We start from the raw sequence: 24,321 nt of genomic DNA on the forward strand, positions 1-24,321 counted from the left end.
TCTTTTTATTTATTCATTTTTCATGCTTAGCAAAATTTTTAGCAAAGTAATGATTATAGAGAGAAAATAAATTCTTTAATATTTTCTTGAAGGGCATTTTTCACTGTTTTTGGTATTTAAATTAATTTTTAAGTTTTCTCCCCAAAGTTAATGAAAACTTGCAACAGAATGTAAATGTTTTTATAATGCTCTCATTATATTAATTAAAATTATATTAGATTTTTATGAATAATATCCGTTTTGTTATATTTTTTATTTTTTCTCTAATTTCATTATTAGAGGCTACTGATTCTTCCGTTCCAATACCTTTGGTTAACTCTATCAATGTCATAAGTGGACATTTAGAAGGGACAGAACCTACGAGAAACAAACATGAATTTTATACACAAGGAATTAATAGAGTAAACAATATAACAGTTAATCTCCCCAAAGGGGATTTCAGGATAGGTAGAGTTAAAGCTCAGGTTCTGGACGAGGAAAAAGGAACTTGTATTTACTTTTTTTACCAACCAGGTTTAACAGAAATTATTGACCAGCAAGCAAGAAAAACCATCTATCGTTATTCAAACAATTTGATTCAGAGTGTAGAGCAATATCAGGTTTCCTCTGGCTCATCTGATTTATATAGACAAGAGAAATTCTTTTGGAAAACTGACCTAAAAATTCCTTTGATTAGCAGTAGAGTCTTGGCGGACGAAAAGGGACAAGCTATACACTGCACCCAATTTAGCTATAATGATCAAGGTCAACTCATCCAAGAAACACTTTATGGAAATTTATCAGGCTCCTGCTCTATTCCATTGATCATCCAAGCAGACGGTATCCCCAGTTTTAATGGAATTGAAAGTTATTCCAGTGTTTACCGCTATTATCCTGCTCACCCAGATCTTATTTGGATGGTTCGAGAAGATAATGGAGCTACAACAACGTACCATTATGATTTTAAAACTAAACGGTGTGAAGCCAAACTCCAAGGAAACCAAGCAGGGCTAATTTCTCGAACATTTTATTGCTACGATGATTTAGGATTGCTTTGCCAAACTATCTTGGATGATGGACAAAACGAATCCGTTACTGACTTGAAAGGAGTGACTCACCGACGTATTATAAATATTCAATCTTGCCGAGATGGGATAGCCTTTTCTCAACCTTTAATGGTCGAAAATAAATATTTTGATCTCTTAGATGAGCAAGAAAAATTGTTAGATCGAATCTGCTACACCTATTCTTCCGAGGGAAAGCTTCTTCAACAAAATTTTTATGATGCTGACGACAATCTTCGTTATCATGTTAGTTATCATTACGATGAAGAGGGGCATCTAAAATCTACAGAAGATAGTCGAGGGGAAATTGTTGAAGCTCCTTCATCTCCTTTTCAAGATAAATTTGATGAAGAGGGACACTGCATCTCCTCTGTCGATAGCTACGGAAACGAAACCGCATTTGAATATGATTCTTTTGGACGATTAATCAAAACTCATCTTCCTACAGTTTTAGATGAATATGACAATCCGGTGCAGCTGAAGCTAGAACAATTTTATGACATTTCCGACCAAGTCATCGAAATGAAAGATGCGGAAGGAGGCATTACAAAAACAAGTTATACGGCAAGGGGAAAACCTTCCCGTATTCAATATCCCAATGGTTTAGAAGAAATTTACGTCTATCACTTAGATGGGGAATTGAAAGAAAAAACTAACAAAAGTCGCGTTAAAACCTCTTTTATAAGAGATTTGAGTGGAAGAATTAGCCGTGTAGAAGAAAAATTATCAGAGGGCTTTTTAATACGTGCTTTGAATTATTCCTACCTAGGTAATCTTGTTTCTACAATAACAGATGAAAAAAAAGATCATATCATTCGATTTGAATATGACGGAGCAGGTCGTCAAATTCGTTCCCTTCATGAAACAGCAGATGGAACAAAGCGAATTGAATGGTTTTACGACGCCTGTGGTCAGCGTACAGAAACGCGAGAATGGTTTAGTTCATTAGACTCAGATTTTGTCACTAAAATAGAAGAAAAAGATGCTTGGCAGCAAACCGTTGCGACAAGACTCGAAGACTCTCAGGGCTCTGTTCAGCAAAGAATAAAACATTCTTTTCCAAAAAAAGAAACTCTATTTTTGCAAGAATCAGTGACGCAGAACCAATTAGGTCAATATGTTAAATTAACTGAAACAATTGATGAAAATGGTGTTCGAGACATTAAAATATATGATGCTCTGAATAGATTGGAAAGTTGCTTACAACTTAATTCTCTTGGAGAAAAAATTAGAGGATATCAGGTCCGCTACAATAAAATTGGAAAAAAGGTTTTAGAAAAACATCAAATCATCGCAAATGGAAAAGATAGCGGTCAATATATCATTAAATGGGATTATGATGAAGATGGAAAGCTTGTAGCAATTCATGAAGCAGCTGGTTCGTTCCAACAAAAAATTACCCGTTATCAATATCATGAGAGTGGTAAACTCACAACAGTTATTAAACCTGATGGCAAACAAATTCACTACTATTATGATGAAAACAATCTTTTAAGCTTATATCAAGCCAGTGATAATTCATTTGCCTATCGTTATCAATATGACCAAAATAAGCGATTAATAGCCATCGAAGATTTGGTCCATCAAGGGATTCAAACACGTCAGTACAATACCTTTGATCAAATTATTGAGGAAAATTTAGGAAAACCTGAAACTACTCTCTCTTTTGATTATGATTTAGCCGGTAGAAAAATCAAAATCGATTTACCAGATAACTCAAGCATCCATTATCGTTATGAAGGATCTTTATTAACTTCTGTAGAAAGATATCAAGCAGATCAACAATTACACTATCATCACGATTATTTTTATGAGATCCCTTCTGGAAAAGTTCAAAAAAGTCATCTTATTAAAGACGTAGGGGTACTCTCTTACTACTATGACGAGCATGACCGTTTACAAAAAACCTTATCTCCTTGGTGGTCAGAAACATTTGAGCAATTAGACCAAAAAGGACGTTTAATGGCAGTAACCATTAAAGATTCTTTGAATACTTATTCTCAAACATATCAATATGGTGAAGATCATCAATTGATCGAAGAAACCGGAGATGGAGAACTTCATCATACTTATCAATATGACTCTTTATTTAATCGCTTAAAATTTAATTCGGAACAATGGAAAACCGACTCTCTAAATCAATTGATTGAAACCCCCTTAGCTTTTTATCGTTATGATTTAAATGGAAATTTGGTCGAAAAAAAAGGGAAAGAATCTGTTTATTATGAATATGATGCTCTAAATCGTCTTATTCGTGTCTCAACTCCGAATGATTTTGCTATTCACTTTATTTATGATTCGTTTGACAGGTGTTTACAAAAGCAAAATTACCACTGGGATGCAGACCATTCTAATTGGATATTAACGGATTCAAATTTCTATCTCTTTGATGGTCAAAAAGAAATTGGTTGTTTAAATACCGAGCGGCAGTTAACTCAATTAAGAGTTTTGGGAATAGGGAAAGGGGCTGAAATTAATGCTGCTGTAGCTCTTGAGCTAAATAACAAGATCTATGCTCCTATTCACGATCATCAGGGCTCGATTCGTTGCTTAATTGACACGGAAACTAAAGAAGTCGCGGAGTTTTATCGCTATTCTGCTTTTGGTTCAGAAAGTATTTATAATACCTACGGAGAAAAGTTTACTATTTCGCAAATTGAAAATCCCTGGCGATTTTCTAGTAAGCGAATTGAAGAAAAAACAGGGTTGATTGGATTTGGAAAACGTTATTATGACTCAACTATTGGAAGGTGGATAACCCCTGATCCTCTATTTTTTTACGATACACCTAACCTTTATACGTTCGTTCGCAATGATAGTATTAATCATTACGATCTATACGGACTTTTTTCTATTTCTGAAATTTGGGATTCTACTATTACTTTTTTCTTTGATGCGTTTAGACAAATTCAGACTTCGGCCCATCATTTCAAAATTAAACTCCATAGTGAATTGAAATTGCCTGAGTCTTTTGCCAATGCTTTTGAGAAAATTAACAGAAATATTTTTGGCAATACAACTTACATATTAATGGGCCATTCTTACGAAAAAACAGAGATAAACACCTATGGAGAAAATGAAATTAGCAATAAGGTACGAGTCACTTTTATTAATGGAATTTTAACCACTTATCAAGATATGTTGAGCAATTTAGAACTCATCTCAGAATCACATGGAGGGGTAAAAGTGCATTACATTTTTCGTCCTACTGAAGGATGGACCTGGGATGTGAGCCGCGCTATAATGGTTAAGCTAGCTTTTAACTTAGGCTTTCGCTCTATGCATGCGCATTTACTTGCTGCTCAATGGCGTTCCTTAATTCATGAAATGGGAGGTGTTAGTGGTGGAGGAACCATTATTCACTATGCCCATAGTTTAGGAGGAACAGAGACTGAACGTGCGCGAGATCTTTTAACACCTGAAGAACAAAAAATGATTCGAGTGATTTCATTTGGCTCGGCAACGCTTATTCCCAATAACGGTTTTCAAAGTGTCAAAAATATCGTCAGTGTCAATGATGGTGTCAGCACATTATTTGAACCATTTGGACATTTCCGTAATTATTTCGATCCAGATACGAATGTACAATTTCAAGGAGATTTTTCTCCTTTATTTTGGGGAGGCTGGCCTGGAGATCATTTTTTAAGCGGTCCAACTTATTCTCCGTTTATTCAATTTTATGGTAAACAATTTTTAGCAGAATTTGCCCCAACGTAAAATGAATGCGATTTTTTTGATTCAAAATTGACATAGACAAGGCAAATTTGAATAGCCATCATGGAAAGTTTCAGATAACATTGTCTAAAAGTTCTTGAAAAAAAGAAAGATCCTAATTATAATTTTGTCTTCTTTGCACTGGTAGCTCAATTGGATAGAGTACCCGGCTACGAACCGGGCGGTTAGAGGTTCGAATCCTCTCCGGTGCAATGTTTATACAACCTTTTCCTTCGGGGCCTTTTTCTACTAACGCCTATCTTATTGCTTGTTTGTCTACGCAAAAAGCGATTATTGTTGACCCTGCTCCAGAATCAGCAAATCTTCTTCTTGATTGTTTAAGGAAACATCATTTTATCCTACAATCTATTTTACTCACCCACTCCCATTGGGATCACATCGCTGATATCAATTCCATCAAAAAACTCTATGACATCCCCATTTATGTGCACCCTTTGGATCAACTGAATTTAGAAAAACCTGGTTCGGATGGTTTGCCTTGTTGGATTACTATTCAACCTGTTAAAGCCAATATTTTTCTAAATGATGAAGATCTAATCCCTGTTGGTCAATTAACTTTTAAAGTCATTCACACTCCAGGACATTCTCCGGGAAGTGTTTGCTTTTATGAAATTTCACAATCCAAATTATTATCAGGAGATACCTTATTTAAAGGATCCATTGGAAATATCTCTTTTCCTACCAGCCAACCAGATTTAATGTGGACCTCTTTGGACAAGCTAGCGCAATTACCCCCTTCTACATCTGTTTATCCAGGACATGGTCCCATGACAACAATTGGAAATGAGAATTGGCTTCCTAGAGCCAAACAATTATTTCAGTAAAATAAAAAATACTTAAAAAACCTTTTTAAAATTTAAAACTCCTTTTTTTGCAGGATTTTATTATTAAATTTTGAAGAAATGTGGGAACATAGGAACAGCATTTGATCAAATAAACTGAGTTTAAAGTTTTTAAAATCGGAATTTTTGATTAAATAAAGAGAACTCTAAAAGTGAGGTTATTATGGGATTATTAGTCGGCAAACATGCTCCAGATTTTAAAGCAAAAGCCGTCGTGAATGGTCAAATTGTAAACGATTTTTCTCTGTTGCACTTCAGAGGACAAAATGTCATTTTATTTTTTTACCCTTTAGATTTTACTTTTGTTTGCCCAACAGAACTACATGCCTTTCAAGAAAAACTTGAAGAATTTGAAAAAAGAAATGCACAAATAATTGGATGCTCTGTTGACAGCTGTTATAGCCATTTAGCGTGGTTGAATACCCCTAAAAGTAAAGGAGGAATTGAAGGTATCGATTACCCTCTAATTTCCGATCTAAACAAAACCATTGCACATGATTATGATGTGTTAATTCCTCACGAAGGCATTGCTTTCCGTGGCCTATTTTTAATTGATAAAGAAGGAATTGTCCGTCATCAAGTTATCAATGATTTACCCTTGGGACGCTCAGTTGATGAGGCGCTTCGTATTTTAGATGCTCTTCTTTATTTCGAAAAAAATGGAGAAGTCTGTCCAGCGAATTGGCAGCACGGCCAAAAGGCTTTTAAACCTTCTAATGAAGGATTAGAAGAATATTTTGCGACTGTTCCTGTTAGTCGTCCAAAAATCTAAAAATAATAACCTCTTTCTTTTACAACTCAGAAAAACCCAGCACTCAAGTTTTTCTGGGTTATTTTCAAAAAAATTGGACGCTTTAAAATTCAACTCTCTTTACAGAGTTTTGCATCCTTAAAATTTCTGAATGAGAGTTCCCATTTGCTGTCCCATCAAACAGCGTATTTCATAACCAGATTGGGTGGCATCTAATAAGTCTTGATCAAATCGAATCCTTCCTTTTTGAAATAATAAAATTAACGAAGATCCTCCAAATTCAAAGTATCCCTTTTCATCGCCTTTTAACGCAGGTTGAAATGGACAATAGGTTTGTTGAATGCTACCTACGTTTGTCGCTCCAATTTCTAAATAAAGAATTTTTCCAAAATGGGTGGTTGCTAACTCGCAAATAGTGCGTTTATTTTGTGTAAAAATATTGAGATTTTTTTTAATCGCTAAAGGGTTGACAGAGTAAAGATATCCATTAAGTAGTCGTGTTGCACCTGGGATACAGTCACAGGGGAAATGAAATCGATGATAATCTGAGGGACAAAGTCGGACAATCACCATACTTCCTCCCTGATATTCCTGAGCTAACTCTTTATTTTCTAATAGCGAAGCTAAACTAAACTTTTTGCCTTTTACAATAAATCCATCAACTTGATCTATATCTTGATAAAAGTAGTAGCGTCCGTCAGCAGGCATAGAAGCGATTTTCTCTCCTAGTGCAATAGGGCGGAACTCGGGCTTTAAACGACGAATAAAAAAGTCATTAAATGATTTAAAGTGTGTTAGAGGCATTAAAAATTCTGAAATATTCACATCAAAATTTTTGATAAAGGGTAAAATTTTTTTTACACTAGAAGGGTGTTTTTGTAAAAGTCCGTAACAATGAGAAATAAAAGGCCATTTTGCCAACGGAGGTAAAAGAAAAGGTTGTATTAGACGACTTAGTTTGCTATCTCCATAAAGAAAACGAATGACAGCTCCTTTGTAAACTTTTTCAATTTGTTTTTTTCCCGTTAAACGATCCACGTAAATAATGTCAGACATGGCGCTCACTCCTCAACTTATGCAAATAATTCGATGCTAATTGATAATCAAATAGATGCATCAAAAATAGATTTAATATAACATATTTCTCATTGTTATATCAAGAATCACAAATACAAATTTAAAGCATCATGGAATTTATTCATCAACCCTATTACCCAGGTGAAACAATTGCAGCAATTGCAACCCCTCCAGGTGAGGGAGGAGTAGCGATTATTCGCATTTCAGGTAATCAATCCCTTGAAGTAGCTGCTAAAATTTTTTCAGGCTCCATTTTCAGCTATCGTTCACATACTGCACATTACGGGCAAATTTATAATTCATCAGGCGAACATGTCGATGATGTTCTGGTCCTTATAATGCTTGGTAAACGCTCTTATACAGGAGAAAATACTGTAGAAATTCATTGTCACGGAGGAAGTTTAATTACTCGCAAAGTTTTAGAAGTCGTTTTAGCAGCCGGAGCTCGAGCAGCATTGCCTGGTGAATTCACTTTTAAAGCTTACATGAATGGTAAAATTGATTTAGCTCAAGCCGAAGCTGTTCAAGAACTCATTTGTGCAAAAAATGAAAAAGCCCTAGGCGCGGCAGAAAGCCAACTAAAAGGTTCTTTATCAAACCAGGTATTGGCCTTTCAATCGACCTTAACTCAAATTGCAGCGATTTTAGAAGCCTGGGTTGACTTTCCTGAAGAAGGATTAGAATTTGCCACCATGGATGAACTGGATCAAGACTTAGAAAGAACTGCTAAAGACATGGAAAAATTAGTGAATTCTTTTCACAATGGAAAAATTTTACATGATGGCCTTTCTATTTGCTTAATTGGATGCCCAAATGTAGGGAAGTCTTCTTTAATGAACGCTCTGCTAGATAAGGATCGAGCTATTGTTTCCCCCATTCCTGGCACGACTCGAGATGTTTTAGAAGACCATCTACGTCTGAATGGACTACACATCAAATTGAGTGATACGGCAGGGATTAGAGAAGCTAATGAAAGCGTTGAACAAGAAGGCATTCGTCGTTCTAAAAAAGCTATGCAAGAAGCCGATTTAATTTTACTCGTTTTAGATGCGCATAAAGGATTGGAAAAAGAAGATCAGGAATTGTTAAAACAAGTCCCTTTTCATAAAACAATCGTCATTTGGAATAAAATTGATCTCAATCCAAGAAATCTTCCTTGCTTAGAGGTTCCCTTTCTTGTTCATTTATCTGCTAAAGAAAAAATAGGATTAGAAGAGCTGCATCAAACAATTGATACCATTATTTGGCAAGATGGCCCTCCTTCCAAAGAAGAAATCCTTATTACAAATGTTAGACATAAAGAAGCTCTTATCGAATCGATTGAATCTTTAAGACGTGTACAAATAGGTCTTCGTCACCAAGTTTCACCTGAATTTCTAACTTTAGATATGCGCCAATCTTTATTAGAACTTGGGAAAATCATTGGAACTAACATCTCTGAAGATATTTTATCAGCAATTTTTTCTAAATTTTGTATAGGAAAATGAATAAGCATACCATAGCAAAAAATATTCAACGTATCCTCAATGAACTTTACCCAGCTCCTGCGGTTCCTTTAAGTCATCATGACAGCTATACCTTACTTATCGCTGTTCTTTTATCCGCTCATTGCACCGATGCACGAGTCAATAAAGTAACCCCTATTTTATTTAAAAAAGCAAGCACTCCCCAAGAAATGGTAAAACTATCCATTAATGAAATTGAATCTATTATTCATTCATGTGGACTCGGATTTCGTAAAGCGACAAATATCTGGGAACTTTCAGATCGGCTAATCAAAGATTATGAAGGAAAAGTTCCGGCTTCATTTGAAGCATTAGAGTCGCTACCTGGAGTCGGACATAAAACAGCTTCTGTCGTCATGTCTCAAGCATTTCAGGAAGCCGCTTTCCCTGTGGATACTCATATTCACCGTTGCGCTCAAAGATGGGGATTAAGCAATGGGAAAAATGTTAAACAAACAGAAAAAGATTTAAAATCTCTTTTTCCCAAAAAAGATTGGACTCGTCTTCATTTACAAATCATTTATTTTGCAAGAGAACATTGTCAAGCCCGCTCACATCAAACTCCCATTTGCCCTATTTGTTCTTGGATAATTGAAAATCCAATTTGATATCTTAGATAAAAGCTCCGATTCATACGTGTTTCAAAGCAACGGTAATTAATTGAGCTAAGTCAATTTCTTCTGGAAGTTCTTTCATCCCTTGTTTGATCGCTTTTTGAGCTGTGGTTTGATTATAACCAAGGTTTATAAGGGCCAACATAGCATCCTGAACAGATTTGGATTTGGGATCTTGCGTTAAAGGCTCTATATGATCAGACATATCTAAATGCCCAATGGCAGCTAACTTATCTTTTAATTCTACAATTAAACGCTCCGCAGTTTTCTTGCCAACACCTGGGACACGGCAGAGTGTAGATAAATCTTGTCGCATAACAGCTATTTGAAGCTCGCTCATTGAAAGATGTCCGATTAAGCTTAAAGCCATCTTAGGGCCAATACCTGTAACGTTCATTAAAATTTCAAAAATATCGCGTTCTTGGTAATTTAAAAATCCATAAAGCGTGTGAGAAAATTCTCTAACTACATACGTGGTATAAAATTGAACTGGCTCCCCAATTTGGGGAAGTTGCCCTAATAGGCGACAAGGAATAAAAAGTAAATATCCTACACCATGAACATCAACAATAGCTTGAGAAGGATTGAAAAAAGCTAATACTCCTTTTATATATGCAAACATAATATTTAATTTAGCTCCTCAAGTTTCATATTGACTTTGTTTTAAAATGGGCATTTGTGCATGGCAAATAGCTAATGCCAAAGCATCTGCAGCATCTTCTGGCGTTGGAGGAATTGATAGATTAAGTAACCTCTGAACCATACCTTGAACTTGATATTTGCTTGCTCTTCCTGTCCCAACAACAGCTAATTTAGCTTTTGAGGGAGCATATTCATAAATAGGAATTCCTCTTTTTTTAGCAGCAATCATGATAACACCTCTTGCCATTCCCAATTTCATAGCACTTTGAACATTTTTAGAAACGTATTGTGTTTCCACAACGACAGCATGAGGTTGATGTTGATCAATTAACTGTTCAACTCCTTGACAAATGACTAAATAACGTTCAGACAGTTTATAATGAGAAGGAGGGCGAATACAACCGTAATCGACAGGAACATACTGATGGCCTTCAATGCGAATGACTCCAAAACCAGTTATTTTTGTCCCGGGGTCTAATCCTAAAATAATAACTTGATTGCTCATGAAAGGGAATTTGGTTTTGGTTTATCTTGCCTAAATTTCATACCAAACAAATCATATTTTTCTTCGTCTTCTGGGCTTGAATGTTGAACGGACTCGGGCTGTTCTTCTTCACTATTTTTTTCTTGATTTGACTTATCTACTAATTCTTGCATAGTGTGTAAAAAATTCTGAGAGGAAGGTCCACCCATGAAATTCCCTAAATTGGCAATAAGGTTTTGCATTTGTTGGTGTTTCTCTTCAATTTTCTTCAATTTCTTAACGCAATTTTCACTTTCTTGCCATTTGTCATACATGCAAAAGTATTTTTCTTCCCATTTAGAAACTTGGCTTTCCGTGCTTTTTAAAGCATCATGTAATTGTTCTTGAAGTTTTTTCTCTTGTTTTTGAGAAATTTCTAAACTAGCCTGAAGCTGATTAATTTGAATTTTGAAGTTTTCGTTATTTTGAGAAATTTCTTCTAACACTCTTTGTTGACCTTCAACTTTTTCAGATAAAATAGCCGCTTCTTTCAATTTTTTTGCTAAATGTTGCTGAGCAATTTTAAAGCGCGTTTCGCTTTCATTCACTAAATGATTCATTTCATGTAGATGTGTTTCTTGGTTTTCTTTATCACGCAATAACTGAAAAATTTGCCCTTCTTTTTCCGACAATATTTGATTTTTTTCTTTCAAAAGCTCATTAAATCGTATGACTTCTTGTTCAGATTTTACACGAATATCTAACGCCTCTTCTAAACTTTCATTCAGTTGGTTCCATTCCTCTTTCAACAGCTCATATTTTTCTTGGATCTGCATTTTTTCTTGGGAAGAAAGTTCCATTTGAAATAAACGTTCTTTTAATTGATCCTGTTTTTCAAGTGTTTGATTTAATAAATTTTCTTTTTCCTTTAAACACTCCTCAAGCTCTTTTTTACTTTGGTTCAAGTCTGGAATCTGCATTTGAAAAGCCGCTAAATTAGAAGATTGATGCTCTAATTCTGTTTGCAGTTGTTTAATTTGATGTTCAAGTTTGACTTTTTCATTTAAAACTTCAACATAATGCGTCTCTAAAGCCTTTGTATCATAATTACCTTGCTTGAGAGTTTGTTTAATTTCTTCTAGTTCTAAGCGAAGTTGGTAGGAAGCAGTATGAGAAGCAATCACTTCTGTTTGATGTTCGGCAATTTCTCGTTGCGATAATAAGTACTTAAGATGTTGAATTTCTTGCTCATATTTTTGATAATTTTTTGAAGCTAGGGCTTGCATTTCTTGAGTTCTTAAATTCGACTCGCTTAATTCTTCGCGCAAGCGCTCCGTTTCTTTACCGCTAGCTTCCTCCTCTCTTTGATTCGAATGAATAATTTGCATTTTATTCGACGCATGAACAGCCTGATCATTTTGAAATCTTAATTCTTCTTGAGTTTGTTGAAGAAGATTTCTAAGAGAAATAAATTGGTCTCTTAAAGCATCTAATTCTTCATCATGATTACTTTGCAATTTTTTAAATTTTACACTAGATTGAAGTAATTGTTCTTTTAATGATTGACTTATTTTTTCCTGGCTAAACAATTGATTTTGAAGTTTTTTTATCTCTTTTTCACTTTGTTGTTTAAGCGTAACTAATAATCTTTTCAAATGCAAAATTTGTGCAGCCTCGTTTAAAGAGTTAACTTCATTAGAGGAGGAGTCAGAAGAATCATGATCTTTTGTTTGCATAAGTTTTGCCAAAGAGATATCTCTAAAATTAAAGTGAATTTAGCTGTAAAGATAAGAGTTTAGCCTTAGAAGATCAATGGTTTTTGTATGTTTAACCCATGATAAAAATAAATCTATAAATTCAAATTGCTAAATAAAAATTTTGATTTGAACAGCATAGCTGCAATGAAGTTTTTCACGTTTAATTGACTGATGGCCTTTTTGAAAATGTTTTATCATAGTCACATTTTAAAGCAGGTTTCGAAATTTATTTCTGTTTTTTGATATAAGTAAGACTTTAAAATTCGTCGCTCGAATTAAAAAGGAAAACCGCCTTGTCAAAAAAAACTTTTTTATCTTTAAATCCGCAAAACATCATTATTCGTATGCCTAATTGGCTAGGAGATCTGGTGATGGCAACACCTATCCTTGCCGACTTAAAAAACTATTGGCCCCATGCAAAATTAACAGTCGTCTGCCAAGGATTATTAGGAACTGTCATTGAACATGATCCCCATATCCATCACGTTATTTCCTTTGACCGTTCTAAAAGTTGGAAGCAAACACAAAAATGCAATGAAAATTTGTTAATTTCTTTGAAGAAAGGAAATTATGATTTAGGTGTTTTACTCACAAATTCATTTTCTTCTGCTTGGAAATTTTGGCAGGGAAACGTTAAAAATAAAATCGGATATTCTACACATTGGCGTAGTTGGTTGCTTGATCATGCAATCCCTTTTTCACCTAATTATACTCAACAACATCTTGTGGTAACCTATAAACAGTTATTAGAGCCTCTTGGTATTTCGCTCTCTAATAACTCCCCAACGCTTTACCTCACAAAAAAAGAATTAGAGAATACTCAACAACAATTGATTTCTCATAGGGTTGAACCTCAAGATCTAATCATTGGCATCAATCCTGGAGCTGCCTACGGGTCAGCAAAATGTTGGTTACCTGAAAGGTTTAAAGATCTCACAGAAAAATTGTTAACCAATCCTCGTACAAAAATTTTATTTTTTGGAGATAAAACAGGAACTCCTCTCGTCAATGAAATTTGCCAAGGGTTGCCAGACCGCGTCATTAATTTGGCTAGTAAAACTTCTATCAGAGAATTAATGGCCTATATCAAGCTTTGCCATGTCTTTTTAACAAATGACAGTGGACCTATGCATGTAGCTGCTGCTTTAAATACTCCTCTTGTTGCTTTATTTGGATCCACAAGTGATATCGCAACAGGCCCCTATCAAGGAGGAACGGTCATCCATAAGCATGTTCCTTGTTCACCCTGTTATCGAAGAGAATGCCCCATTGATTTTCGGTGTATGAAACGCATTGAAGTCGAGGAAGTTTATCAGTCAATTTGTTCTTATCTTCCTTTTTAATTCATCAGCGAAGTTAAATTTTACGAATCTAAACTTTTAATTTTTTTTTACAGATTTATCGATTAAATTGGCTAAAAAAATTAATTAAATTACAGTAATGAAGTATTCGTAATCTCAGTAAATAATTCGATTAAACTAGCAATCATTTTAGTCTAATTTTCCGCCATTTTCAAAAAAGGGTGTTCATACGTTTTGAAAAAAATTTGGATATTAAAAAAATATAGATAAATTTACAGAGTACAGTCAATAAAGTATAAACAAAACTGTCATTGGAAGCATTTAACTAAATATCCATTCGTTGAAATAAAATATTTAATAGAAATCTGGCATAGTTTTAATTTTCATCAATCTATGAAATAACCGGCAGTTTACAAATTTCTGTTTTAATTTTCTTAACAATTGGTATAACTATCTTGAGTTAAAAACTAGATCTTTTATTTCAATAAAATTTTCTTCAACCATGCTAGCAAAAAAAGCAAATGATCCTCTTCTAAAATTTTGGACTCTCTTATCAAAACAAGAACAACAAAATTTAACGCTTCAAATAAAACAAATTAATCGCACTCTTCTCGACCAACAAATAGCTTTAATTAAACCATCTAAATCAGTTGATTCTTTTATTGAACCATTTAAAGATTATGCGTTTGCAAGAAATGAAAAGCTGCAATTAAAAGGTAAACAACTCCTTCAAAACGGAAAGATGGGGTGTATTGTTCTCGCAGGCGGACAAGGAACCAGGCTTTGTTTTGAAGGCCCTAAAGGACTTTTTCCTGTTTCTGTCATTAAGCATAAGTCATTATTTCAACTTTTAGCAGAAAAAACTGTTGCCGCGAGTAAACAAGTTAACTTTCCTTTATCTCTCGCCATTATGACTTCACCAGAAAATGATCAAGCAACTAAACAGTTTTTTGTTGAAAATGACTATTGGGGTTTATCGAAAGATCAAATTTCATTTTTTTGCCAAAGTACTCTCCCTTTGCTAAATGCAGAAGGGTCTCTATTTTTAGAAACCAAAAACCGTATAGCCGAAGGACCTAATGGCAACGGGAATTGTCTACACGATTTTTATCAATCGGGCTTATACGATGTATGGAAACAACGCGGTATTGAATACATTAATATTATCTTAGTGGATAATCCTTTGGCAGATCCATTTGATGCAGAATTACTTGGTTTCCACCATCAACAAAAAGCTGAAATTACTATTAAATGTACTGAAAAGCACGAACCTCAAGAGAAAGTCGGGATTATCGTTAAAGAAAATCACCGAGTAAAAGTGATTGAATATTCTGAATTATCTGATCAGCATAAAAGTGCTAGCGAAGCTAACGGTCGTCTTCAATACTGTTGTGCAAATTTAAGCTTATTTTGTTTTTCCATGTCTTTTATTGAAAATACGCTCCCAAATCACCCCTTTTTGCCTCTTCATAAAGTTTGGAAAGCAGCAAAATTTGTGAACGAGCAAGGAATTACTACACTGTCTTCTCATCCCATCGCTTGGAAATTCGAAACTTTCATTTTTGATTGGTTACAATATTCTAAAAAAGTTTTCGCTTTATTATATCCACGTCACCAATGTTTTGCTCCTTTAAAAAACTTTCAAGGAAATGACTCATTGGAATCTGTTCAAAAAGCACTTATCTATCGTGAAAAAGAAATTTTAAAGTCGATTACAGGTTTAGAACCTTCTTCAAACTTAATAGAATTAGCAGCTGATTTTTACTATCCGACATCAGATTTATTAAATAAATGGAAAAATCGTTTAGCAAAAACCTTGTATGTAGAACCTTAAAAAAGGTGGCAAAATTAGTTTTTAGTGCACAATAATTTCATCTATACAAAGCAAAACTCTTGGCAAAACTCTTGCTAATAATCAACAGACTTGAATTGGAAGCTTGAAAGTACTGCATAGATAGAGAAATAGAAGTTTTTTTCTTTTCTGTGCTCTAACATCTAAAATATTAAATTTTATGTTATTTTTAACGCTTAGTATGCGTTCCCCATTTTTCATGCATGAAAACTTCTAAAGGGGAAAATACCACTTTATCAACAAGTAAGCCAACAGCAATAATTACAAACATCACTCCAATGACTGCATCCATAGCGTGAAGCTCTCGGCCATAGTGCAATAAATTACCCAATCCAAAACCAGTTAAAATTGTAATATAGATTTCTGCAGCCATTAAGGATCGCCAAGCAAAAGCCCATCCCTGCTTCATTCCGCTAATAATAAATGGCAACGCTGCGGGCACAATTACTTTAAACCAAGTATGAAAGCCTTGAGATCCTAATGTGCGTGCCGCTCTGACATAAAGAGGAGGAACATTTTTAACCCCTGCATCAGTTGCTAAAGCTATAGACCATACAGATCCCATAATAACAATAAAAAACATCGCTTTTTCTGTTTGACCAAACCACAATATGGCTAAAGGTGCCCAACAAACACTAGGAAGCGTTTGCAAGCCAAGTGCTAAAAAACCAATTGTATCTTCAAATAGTTGGAAACGAGCATTTAACAGCCCTATAGGAATTCCCACTAATAATCCGACAAGATATCCTTGAATAAGTCTTTTTAAAGTAACATAGCTCGCTGAAATTAATGTGCCATCTTGTAAGGAACTAATTAAATAGTGCAATACTTGAAGAGGCGAAGGAACCAAAACAGGTGACCAAATTCCAGCGTAAACGAGTAATTGCCATAGGACAGTTAAAGTTAAAAAAAATAAACTAGCATGAAAGATTCTTTGTAAATTCATATTCTTTCTATTAAAGGCATTTGATTTTTTAATATATGTGTAATTTCACTAGCAAATTGGACTACTTCTATACTTCGAATATCTCTAGAACGCGGTAATCGAATAAAAAATTCTTGTTGAATACGTCCAGGATGGGAAGAAAATAAAAATAACTTATCCCCTAGACAAACCGCCTCCGCAACGTTGTGTGTAACAAAAACAATTGTTTTCTTTTGTTGTTCCCAAATTCTTTGGATATCTTCGTAAAGTTGTTCTCTTGTAAATGCGTCTAAAGCAGCAAAAGGCTCATCCATTAAAAGGATATGGGGATCTGGGGCTAAAGAACGCGCTAAAGCAACGCGTTGTTTCATTCCTCCTGATAATTCATGTGTGTGTGCATAAGCAAACTTATCTAGGCCAACCAATTTTAAATAACTGTGAGCCAATTCTTTTCTTTCTTTTGCTGTCAGTCCGGGCTTTAATTTTAATCCAAATAAAACATTGTCAATCACATTTAACCACGGAAAAAGAGCTGACTCTTGAAACATCACTAATCGATCACTCCCAGGCCCAGTAATTTCTTTACCTTCACAATAAATCTTGCCTTGATCAGGAAATTCTAATCCTGCAATTAAATTTAATAACGTACTTTTACCGCAACCTGAAGGCCCTACTAAACAGACAAATTCTCCAACATTTACGCTTAATGAAACATGCGCAAGGGCTTGCACATTTCCCGATTTCGCTTTAAATGTTTTACTAACATCATTGATAATGATTTCTGCAAGGGTGAGTTCAACTTCTGTCATGAATTAAACCTTTGGAGTGATCAATTTCTTCCAATACCTCAGCAAGAAGGCGAAGATCATACAATCCTTTAAGTTGGGGCTGTTGCTTAAAAAAACCAATTTCATAAGCCCAGTTAGCATAGCGATATAGAGAGGCTTGAATAGGTGCATACGTTAATTCGATTTTTTCCCAAGCACGATCTATAATTTCTTTCGCTAAATTTCTAAATACTTCTTTTTTTAATTCTTGGTTAAAAAAAACTTTAGCTTGCTCATTGTTTTCCTGAATCCACTCCGTTAATTTAATATGAGCTAAAATCCACTTTTTGACTAAATCTGGCCGATTTTGTAAAAAATTTTCAGTACTAACTAAATGCGTCGTGACATACTTTCCGCCAGTTTGCTTCCAAAGAGAACTTTCTTCTAAAAAAACCTCTCCTTTAGCTTCTTCAACCAATCGGCTTGCCCAAGGTTCAACTGCCCAAGCAGCATCTAAATCTCCTTGGTGAAAAAGGGTAAATTGATCCACATTTTCCATTGGAATAACCGTGACCTGTCCCCCAAATAAGTTAAATTCAAAACCGTTAGAATAGAGCCAAGCCCTAGCTGCCACATCTTGAGTATTCCCTAACTGAGGAGTCGCAATTATTTTTCCTTGAAAATCTGAAATTTTTTTAATGCGATCCGATTGAATAATCAATGAAGCACCTCCGCTGCAAGAACCACAAACAACGCGAATCGTTTTTCCCTTTGCTTTTAGGTAAGCATTAATTGTTGGACTCGGGCCTACATATGTTAAATCTAATGAATCTGCAAACAGAGCTTCCATTGCACTCGATCCCGCTTGATAAACATACCATTGAATCTCTACATCCGGACCTAAAAAACTTTCAAACCATCCTCTTTGTTCTCGACTTAACCCGTGACCAATGACAGCTTGCGCATGAGTGATGGTCGCAAAATGTCCCACTCGTATGACTGTTTTTTCTTTTAAATGTTCCTGAGCAAAAAGCTTAAAATAACACATTAAGCAGAAGCAAAGAATGGAAACTACCTGCATGGCGAACAACCTACGTTTTATTCCAACAAAACAAATTTCCACGCTCGTTGGATGATGTGATCTAGTTCGTTACCATACTCAATTCAAGAATTTTTCCTCTAATTTTTATGAATCTGTCAACCATTAGCCTGAATGCAAAGGGTTTATATCTCAAAAAATCTTATTTTTTAAAAGTTTAAAACTAAAATTTCAGATTAATTAATTATTTTAAAGCATTTTGGCATGTTTTTTTCATTAAATTTAAAATAAAAACTATTTTTACAATTCAATTACAATTAAATAAATTTATTAGATTAATTTATTTTATAAATAAATAAACTATTTTTAATATATAATTATAATTAACAAATTAAACATGGTTATTATTATGCCAATTGAATTTGTTAGTACAAATCCTTTAGAAAAAATACAATCAAACCCTCAAATCACAGAAGGAATTAAATTAAAAAACAACAATTTTATATTACCTAATGGAAATCAATACTTTATTAGTAAATTTAAAATAGATGGAAAAGAAATTGAAGTTAGTAAACTTAGTTCTGAACAATTGCAAAGTATTGCTTTAATAGCAGATAAATTATTTAAATCTGTTTCTTCTTTAAATTTAAAAAGAAATGACTTGAATTCTATTGGGATTATGGCGACTCCTAATAAAACCACCGCAGTCACTGTTCATTATAAAGATTCAACCGACACTCAAAGTGTTAAAGAAGAAAAAGTCAATCGATTAATTCATCAAGAGTTCAAGAAAAAATTTCCTAGCTATTTAGCTGAAAATACTCAAAGAGTTAAAACAACTCAAACAATTGCGCAACATCAAATCCAATTTTCAAGAGCCTATGGAGACGGACAAGAATTAGATGGGATGCCAGGTAATGAAGAACCCCTTACTAAAACTTCAGCACGTTTAATTGGGCCAAAAACATTGCCTAGCGAACAAGTGATCACTCACACTTACTCTATCGATGGACAAGATTATGCGACTCAATACATCACAAGAGACACAACAGTCGATCAAACAATTGAATTCTGTAAAAATATGATTTCTCATTTAAGGGTAAAATTGGAGAAAGCTTCGGAAGAAGACAAAACAAAGCTTATGTCCAAACTTCGTCTGTATGAAAACTCTTTAAATAGTGCTAATAAATTTCGAGAAAATGAAGATTGGCTAAGCTCGGATTATTTTCGAGGACAGATCCGTGAATCAGGCTTTACTCAAGCTACGGAAACTTATGTCTCAGCCCCCGTCAATATGCGATATCAAGAACTGCAAGTTGATGGAAAAAAAGAGGTTGGATTTTATAGGGTGGGAATCATGTCTGATATGCGAAATGGTTTCTATAGTTTATCCGATTTAAAATCTTTTAAAGATGAACCAAAAAAGGTAGATGATTTAATTCAAAATTTATCAAAAAAATTGAATTCCAAGCTTACAAATGATCAACGAGTCTCTATTGAAAATGCTCTTAATAATTTAAAAATTATGAGAGGAAGCCCATCTTACATTGATATAGTTTATCAGGAACGTAAAATGATGATTGAACAACAAATGGTCCAACTCATTGCAGGTCAAGTCCGCCAAAATCCTCAAAAAGTTTTAGAAGCCTTTGAAGCAGGAAATAGTTTTGATTTGGTGCATGTCGCCCTTCTTAACCAAAGAAAAAGTGAAATGGGCTCTACGGGTTGGGTACATGATGAACGAGTAGAAATGGAAGATATGCAAGAAATTTTTGCAGAATTTAACGGAAAAAAACTGTGTTTTAATGGAACGGGACCTTTGATCGATGGGGATATGGTTTATCTTCCTCATCAAATCAAAGCTTCAGAAATTATAACAATTCCCTTAGCAACGGCCTTTTTTAATACATCTGTACAAGGCAACACACATAACAATAAAACACAATTAAAGATAAATACCGAACAACTTCGACAATTACTTATCTCCCATCCACATTTATTTGATAAATTTTCTGAGGTTAAAAAATCACTATTAGAAGATCCATCAACAAGTTATACACTTGCAGAAGAATTACTCATGGTTCTTTTATCCTCTAAAACTTTTTGCGTTTCTTTAGGTTGTTTAAGCGCTAAAGATCGAACTGGTCTAGTCGCTGAACGTTTAATGTTAAGACACCTTCACCCTCATCTTCCTTCAAAAAGAAAACATGATTTTGATAAATCCATTTTTGATCCTAATGGGCCAGCAGTTAGAGTTGTTACAGATAATACTCCTAAATTTAAAGTATTGAAAGTGGACCCTCGCGCCTCTCTTCCACAAGGGTTTAACTTCTTGGATCGAATAAAAATGGTATATAGTATGTTAAAAGCAAAAGCATCTTTTTAACCTCCTATTCCCTTGATACTGAATTTATCTTGCTGTTTTAGGAAAAGGTTATCCCTATTGTTGCTAAGACATAAAAAAAATAAAATAAGGTGCAAATTAAAGCAAATATTCCAAAAATTGCACCGTTTCGGGTTCTTTTAGTAGAGCGTTTATCAAAAAAAATAGCCCACAACATCAAACAAAAACCATATACATACATAGCAATATAAATATAGAAAGTTGCAATATCCACAAAAAAGCTCACTTTAATGATGTAGGTGTCTTACAAATATTTAGTTTATTAAAAAATCTCTAAAATAAACCACAAATAAAATCCAAAATCGATGTAATGAATTCATTTTCTCACACTTTAAGGCTTTTAAAAGAATATTTTTTATATTTAAAATGTATTTATAAACTTAATATTTAAAATTTAAAAATGGTAAAAGCATTCTTTAAAACTTTTCAATCACAAAAAATTTTTCTTGCCAGTCGTGGATAATTTATCGATGAGTGGAAAATTTTTCCTCAGCTTTGGGCATATTGGAAGTATTAAACAATGACATTAATGCTCTGATTAGAGGTGGATAATCCAAAGTCTAAATATATTTGTTAAACAAGCATTCCAGGCTTTGTTCCTTCAGCTATTTCATACCTCTCTATTCAATGGGGAGGCATTCTCCATGAAATATCCTTTAAAAAAATTCAAAAAGCCATTTAAGACTTTTGCTAAGACTACTTTGATACCAAAACAATTGGATTTGGCGACATCAAAATTCATGAGCTTATGATTACTTATCTAATGGCTTAATTCATCCCATAAAAAACTTTTTGATTCTCTTGGCTAATGCTGGATTAGTTATTTTTCATTGCAGCATAAGACGGGCAATTTTGGAAACCAGAATTTATAGATTTTCGATCTTAAATTAGCCAGTTGCGGAAAAGGAAGTGGAAATGTGACTGCCTATTTTAACTTAACGCCAGTTTAACGTAAGCTGTCTTCCGGCTATATTCTGAGGGATCTTTGTTGAAAAAAGGCCTCTCTTTTCTGTTAGAAGATTTTGTTTTTCAGAACAAAAACTAAGCAAAGAGGCCAAAATGAACGAGATAGAGAGGATCAAACTGTTTTGTCTTGTTGATGATTTTGCTAATAGATTTCACCAAATGTGTTTCCAAAAACAAATGGAGTATACGAAAAAAAAATCCGCAAAAGAACTTTTAGGATACCTTTAAGTGAAGTGCTAACGATTTTGCTTCTCTTTCATCGTTCCAATGACAAAATATTTAAATACTTCTACTTAAACCCTGTAAAAACAACTTTAAAATATTTATTCCTTCATCTTGTGGGGTACTCAAGATGTGTTCAGCTAACCTCTGAAGCATTTTTCCCTATATTTTGTTTGATCCAAGAGCATTAAGGGATCTGTGAAGGGATTTTATTGATAGACGCTACAAGTTTAACGATTTGCCACTTCAAACGTGCCTCTTCTCATCGTGTCTTTAAAGAGCCACGCTAAGTGGGGAAAAACAACCATCGGTTGGTTCTTTGGGTTTAAGCTCCCTCTTGATTAATCCTCATGCAGAAATTGTCGCATTTAAGTTGACAACTGGCAATATTGATGATCACAAACCCGTTCCTGAAATGATAGGAGGGATGAAAGGAAAAGCATTTGCAGATAGAGGATATATTTCAGAAAAACTGACTAATACTCTAATGCAAAAGGGAATTCAGCTTTTCACAAAAGTAAAGAAGAAGATGAAAAATAAATGGATCACGTTAGTGGATAAATTCATGCTAAAAAAGAGGGCTATGATTGAAAATGTGAATAATTTGTTGAAAAATAGCTGTCAGAGAGAACAGCATCGGCACCGAAGTCGATGGAACTTTCTTAGCAATCTGATAGCAGGACTTGCTAATTATTGCTTGAATTCATCCAAGCCTCGACTGTTCTTTTCAAATACAGAAATCGAAGCTGCTAGGCTCCTAGAATGTTTTTGAGAGTTTCTTACGTTAAACTGACGTTAACTTATTAATATTGCAATAAATTTTATCTATAAATAATACTGTTGAAACATCTATAAATTAAAATTTATTTTATTCATTGGGATGGCCATTTTGAATATTTCTAATTTTGGGTTTAATCCTAGTCAAATTGTCCATACAACGGCTCCTTCTTACTATTCCCTTCAAGACATTAATGACCCTCTTGTAGATGAAAATACCCTCTTAGACAATCCTTTGTCTAATACAGAGGAGACTAGTGCGTCAACGATTCAAGCTCTTGCTCTTTCACCTTCATCTGAAGAAGTTCAACTAAATTTTCAAGAGGGAACTTCTCTGACTATTTCTCATTCTCAACTAGTTTTGTTAAGGGAAAAATCACACTACTTTAAGAATCTGTGGTCGGGGCAATTTCAAGAAACTCTTCAACATCCTCTCGATTTAACACAAAAGGAGTTTACGCATCTGCTGAATTGTGTCATGAATGTTAACTTTAAAGTTCCCTTAGAAGAGATTACTTCTTCTATTCAACTCGCCGATTATTATGAATTGACAGAAGTGGTAAAAAGTTTAGAAGAACAACTGATTGAGGGATACAAATCACAGAAATTTGAACCCTTTAACTCTACTAAAGAAAGTTTAGTCAGATTAAAAGAACTTTTAAATTTTACACATCGCTATCAACTAAATATTTTGAAAAAATATTTAGAATTAACCGTTGTGAGCGGATTATTAAACCAGACTTTTTTTCGGTTAGTGAAGTTTGAAAAAATTTTAAGTCATTTCTCAAATGAGATAGAAGCACTCAATTTTTCCGACAATCCTTTTTTAACAAATGCCCGCCTTTTAGCATTAAAAGATTGTAAAAATGTAAAAATTCTTCATTTTAAGGAACGTCCGGGTCTCACTGATGCTGGATTAGCGCATTTGACACCCTTAACGGCTTTGCAGCATCTAGATTTAAGCGGTTGTCAGAAACTCAGCGATGAGGGATTAGCGCATTTGACAACTTTAACAGCTTTGCAGCATCTAGATTTAAGCGGTTGTCATAAACTCATCGATGCTGGAACAGCCCATTTGACACCTTTAACGGGTTTGCAGCATCTAGATTTAAGCGGTTGTCATAAACTCACCGGTGCAGGATTAGCGCATTTGGCACCCTTAAAGGGTTTGCAGCATCTAAATCTAAATAGGTGCAAGTATTTCACTGATGCAGAATTAGCGCATTTGGCACCCTTAACCGCTTTACAGTATCTAGCTCTAAGCAATTGCCGGAATCTTACTGATGAAGGATTAGCGCATTTGGCACCTTTGACGGCTTTGCAGTATTTAAATTTAAGTGACTGTGAAAATCTTACCGATGCCGGATTAGTGCATTTAACACCCTTAACGGCATTAAAGCATCTAGATTTAAGCGATTGTAAGAAACTCACCGATGATGGATTAGCGCATTTAACACCCTTAACGGCTTTGCAGAATCTAAATCTAAGCAGGTGCAATAATTTCAATCCAAGCAGGTACAATAATTTCAGCGATGCTGGATTAGCCCATTTGACATCTTTAACGGGTTTGCAGTATTTAAATCTGAGTGGATGCTATAAACTTACTGATGCTGGACTAGTCCATTTGACACCCTTAACC

The 24,321-nt window shown here is 34.4% G+C and carries 18 protein-coding genes and 1 tRNA gene; 12 read left to right on the forward strand and 7 right to left on the reverse strand.

What is annotated here, in order from left to right; all coding sequences use genetic code 11:
* The first annotated feature begins 224 nt into the window (after positions 1-224).
* The 4 genes from BU804_RS08250 to BU804_RS08265 all read left to right on the forward strand — a co-directional run bounded on the left by BU804_RS08250 (position 225) and on the right by BU804_RS08265 (position 6,392).
* Positions 225-4,760, forward strand: coding sequence for an RHS repeat-associated core domain-containing protein (locus BU804_RS08250; protein WP_075883693.1), 4,536 nt, complete (start codon positions 225-227; stop codon positions 4,758-4,760).
* 135 nt (positions 4,761-4,895) lie between these two features.
* Positions 4,896-4,969: transfer RNA gene (locus tag BU804_RS08255), tRNA-Arg, on the forward strand.
* Positions 4,970-5,602 (forward strand): MBL fold metallo-hydrolase, encoded by a 633-nt coding sequence (locus BU804_RS08260; RefSeq protein WP_075883694.1) that lies wholly within the window; start codon positions 4,970-4,972, stop codon positions 5,600-5,602. It begins immediately after the preceding tRNA gene.
* A gap of 181 nt (positions 5,603-5,783) precedes the next feature.
* A complete protein-coding gene (locus tag BU804_RS08265; RefSeq protein WP_039355713.1) occupies positions 5,784-6,392 on the forward strand; it encodes a peroxiredoxin in 609 nt (202 codons plus the stop codon).
* 117 nt (positions 6,393-6,509) lie between these two features.
* Here the strand turns inward: BU804_RS08265 and asd are convergent, their stop codons facing one another.
* Positions 6,510-7,427 carry an archaetidylserine decarboxylase gene (gene asd, locus BU804_RS08270; protein WP_075883695.1) on the reverse strand — a complete coding sequence of 306 codons (918 nt, stop codon included), beginning with the start codon at positions 7,425-7,427 and terminating at the stop codon, positions 6,510-6,512.
* Between the two features lie 131 nt (positions 7,428-7,558).
* Between asd and mnmE the strand changes: the two genes are divergently transcribed.
* A complete protein-coding gene (mnmE, locus tag BU804_RS08275) occupies positions 7,559-8,935 on the forward strand; it encodes a tRNA uridine-5-carboxymethylaminomethyl(34) synthesis GTPase MnmE (protein ID WP_075883696.1) in 1,377 nt (458 codons plus the stop codon).
* The gene (nth, locus tag BU804_RS08280) at positions 8,932-9,561 is read left to right on the forward strand and encodes an endonuclease III (protein WP_075883697.1); all 630 of its coding nucleotides are present in this window, start codon (positions 8,932-8,934) and stop codon (positions 9,559-9,561) included. The genes mnmE and nth overlap by 4 nt, the downstream gene beginning before the upstream one ends.
* A gap of 22 nt (positions 9,562-9,583) precedes the next feature.
* Here the strand turns inward: nth and ruvA are convergent, their stop codons facing one another.
* From ruvA to BU804_RS08295, 3 genes are read right to left on the reverse strand one after another with little or no spacing between them, the layout of a single operon-like run.
* A complete protein-coding gene (gene ruvA / locus BU804_RS08285; RefSeq protein WP_075883698.1) occupies positions 9,584-10,189 on the reverse strand; it encodes a Holliday junction branch migration protein RuvA in 606 nt (201 codons plus the stop codon).
* An 18-nt stretch (positions 10,190-10,207) separates the two neighbouring features.
* The gene (gene ruvC, locus BU804_RS08290; protein ID WP_011174569.1) at positions 10,208-10,714 is read right to left on the reverse strand and encodes a crossover junction endodeoxyribonuclease RuvC; all 507 of its coding nucleotides are present in this window, start codon (positions 10,712-10,714) and stop codon (positions 10,208-10,210) included.
* Positions 10,711-12,408 (reverse strand): hypothetical protein, encoded by a 1,698-nt coding sequence (locus tag BU804_RS08295; RefSeq protein ID WP_075883699.1) that lies wholly within the window; start codon positions 12,406-12,408, stop codon positions 10,711-10,713. The genes ruvC and BU804_RS08295 overlap by 4 nt, the downstream gene beginning before the upstream one ends.
* Before the next feature lie 314 nt (positions 12,409-12,722).
* Between BU804_RS08295 and waaF the strand changes: the two genes are divergently transcribed.
* Together waaF and BU804_RS08305 are read left to right on the forward strand one after the other, a co-directional pair.
* Positions 12,723-13,772 carry a lipopolysaccharide heptosyltransferase II gene (waaF, locus tag BU804_RS08300; protein WP_193427244.1) on the forward strand — a complete coding sequence of 350 codons (1,050 nt, stop codon included), beginning with the start codon at positions 12,723-12,725 and terminating at the stop codon, positions 13,770-13,772.
* A 460-nt stretch (positions 13,773-14,232) separates the two neighbouring features.
* The gene (locus tag BU804_RS08305) at positions 14,233-15,564 is read left to right on the forward strand and encodes a UTP--glucose-1-phosphate uridylyltransferase (RefSeq protein WP_075883700.1); all 1,332 of its coding nucleotides are present in this window, start codon (positions 14,233-14,235) and stop codon (positions 15,562-15,564) included.
* 187 nt (positions 15,565-15,751) lie between these two features.
* Here the strand turns inward: BU804_RS08305 and BU804_RS08310 are convergent, their stop codons facing one another.
* The 3 genes from BU804_RS08310 to BU804_RS08320 are packed head-to-tail and all read right to left on the reverse strand — an operon-like array spanning position 15,752 to position 18,355.
* The gene (locus tag BU804_RS08310; RefSeq protein ID WP_075883701.1) at positions 15,752-16,528 is read right to left on the reverse strand and encodes an ABC transporter permease; all 777 of its coding nucleotides are present in this window, start codon (positions 16,526-16,528) and stop codon (positions 15,752-15,754) included.
* Entirely contained in the window at positions 16,525-17,316 is a 792-nt protein-coding gene (locus BU804_RS08315) for an ABC transporter ATP-binding protein (protein ID WP_075883702.1), read from the reverse strand. Before BU804_RS08315 ends, BU804_RS08310 begins: the two co-directional genes overlap by 4 nt.
* Positions 17,303-18,355 carry an ABC transporter substrate-binding protein gene (locus BU804_RS08320; RefSeq protein ID WP_075883703.1) on the reverse strand — a complete coding sequence of 351 codons (1,053 nt, stop codon included), beginning with the start codon at positions 18,353-18,355 and terminating at the stop codon, positions 17,303-17,305. The genes BU804_RS08315 and BU804_RS08320 overlap by 14 nt, the downstream gene beginning before the upstream one ends.
* A 367-nt stretch (positions 18,356-18,722) precedes the next feature.
* Here BU804_RS08320 and BU804_RS08325 point away from each other — a divergent pair, with 367 nt between their 5' ends.
* From BU804_RS08325 to BU804_RS08335, 4 genes are all read left to right on the forward strand, one after another.
* Entirely contained in the window at positions 18,723-20,699 is a 1,977-nt protein-coding gene (locus BU804_RS08325) for a hypothetical protein (protein ID WP_075883704.1), read from the forward strand.
* Positions 20,700-22,111: 1,412 nt separating this feature from the next.
* Positions 22,112-22,195: a hypothetical protein gene (locus tag BU804_RS17710; protein WP_445082302.1), complete on the forward strand. Its 84-nt coding sequence runs from the start codon at positions 22,112-22,114 to the stop codon at positions 22,193-22,195.
* Between the two features lie 47 nt (positions 22,196-22,242).
* Entirely contained in the window at positions 22,243-22,677 is a 435-nt protein-coding gene (locus BU804_RS11465) for a transposase (RefSeq protein WP_158025043.1), read from the forward strand.
* Positions 22,678-22,794: 117 nt separating this feature from the next.
* The coding region (locus tag BU804_RS08335) for a leucine-rich repeat domain-containing protein (RefSeq protein WP_075883706.1) at positions 22,795-24,321 on the forward strand (1,527 nt) is incomplete at its 3' end.

Origin of the sequence: Candidatus Protochlamydia sp. W-9 (genome assembly GCF_001950615.1) — a bacterium.
GTDB classification, from domain to species: domain Bacteria; phylum Chlamydiota; class Chlamydiia; order Chlamydiales; family Parachlamydiaceae; genus Protochlamydia; species Protochlamydia amoebophila.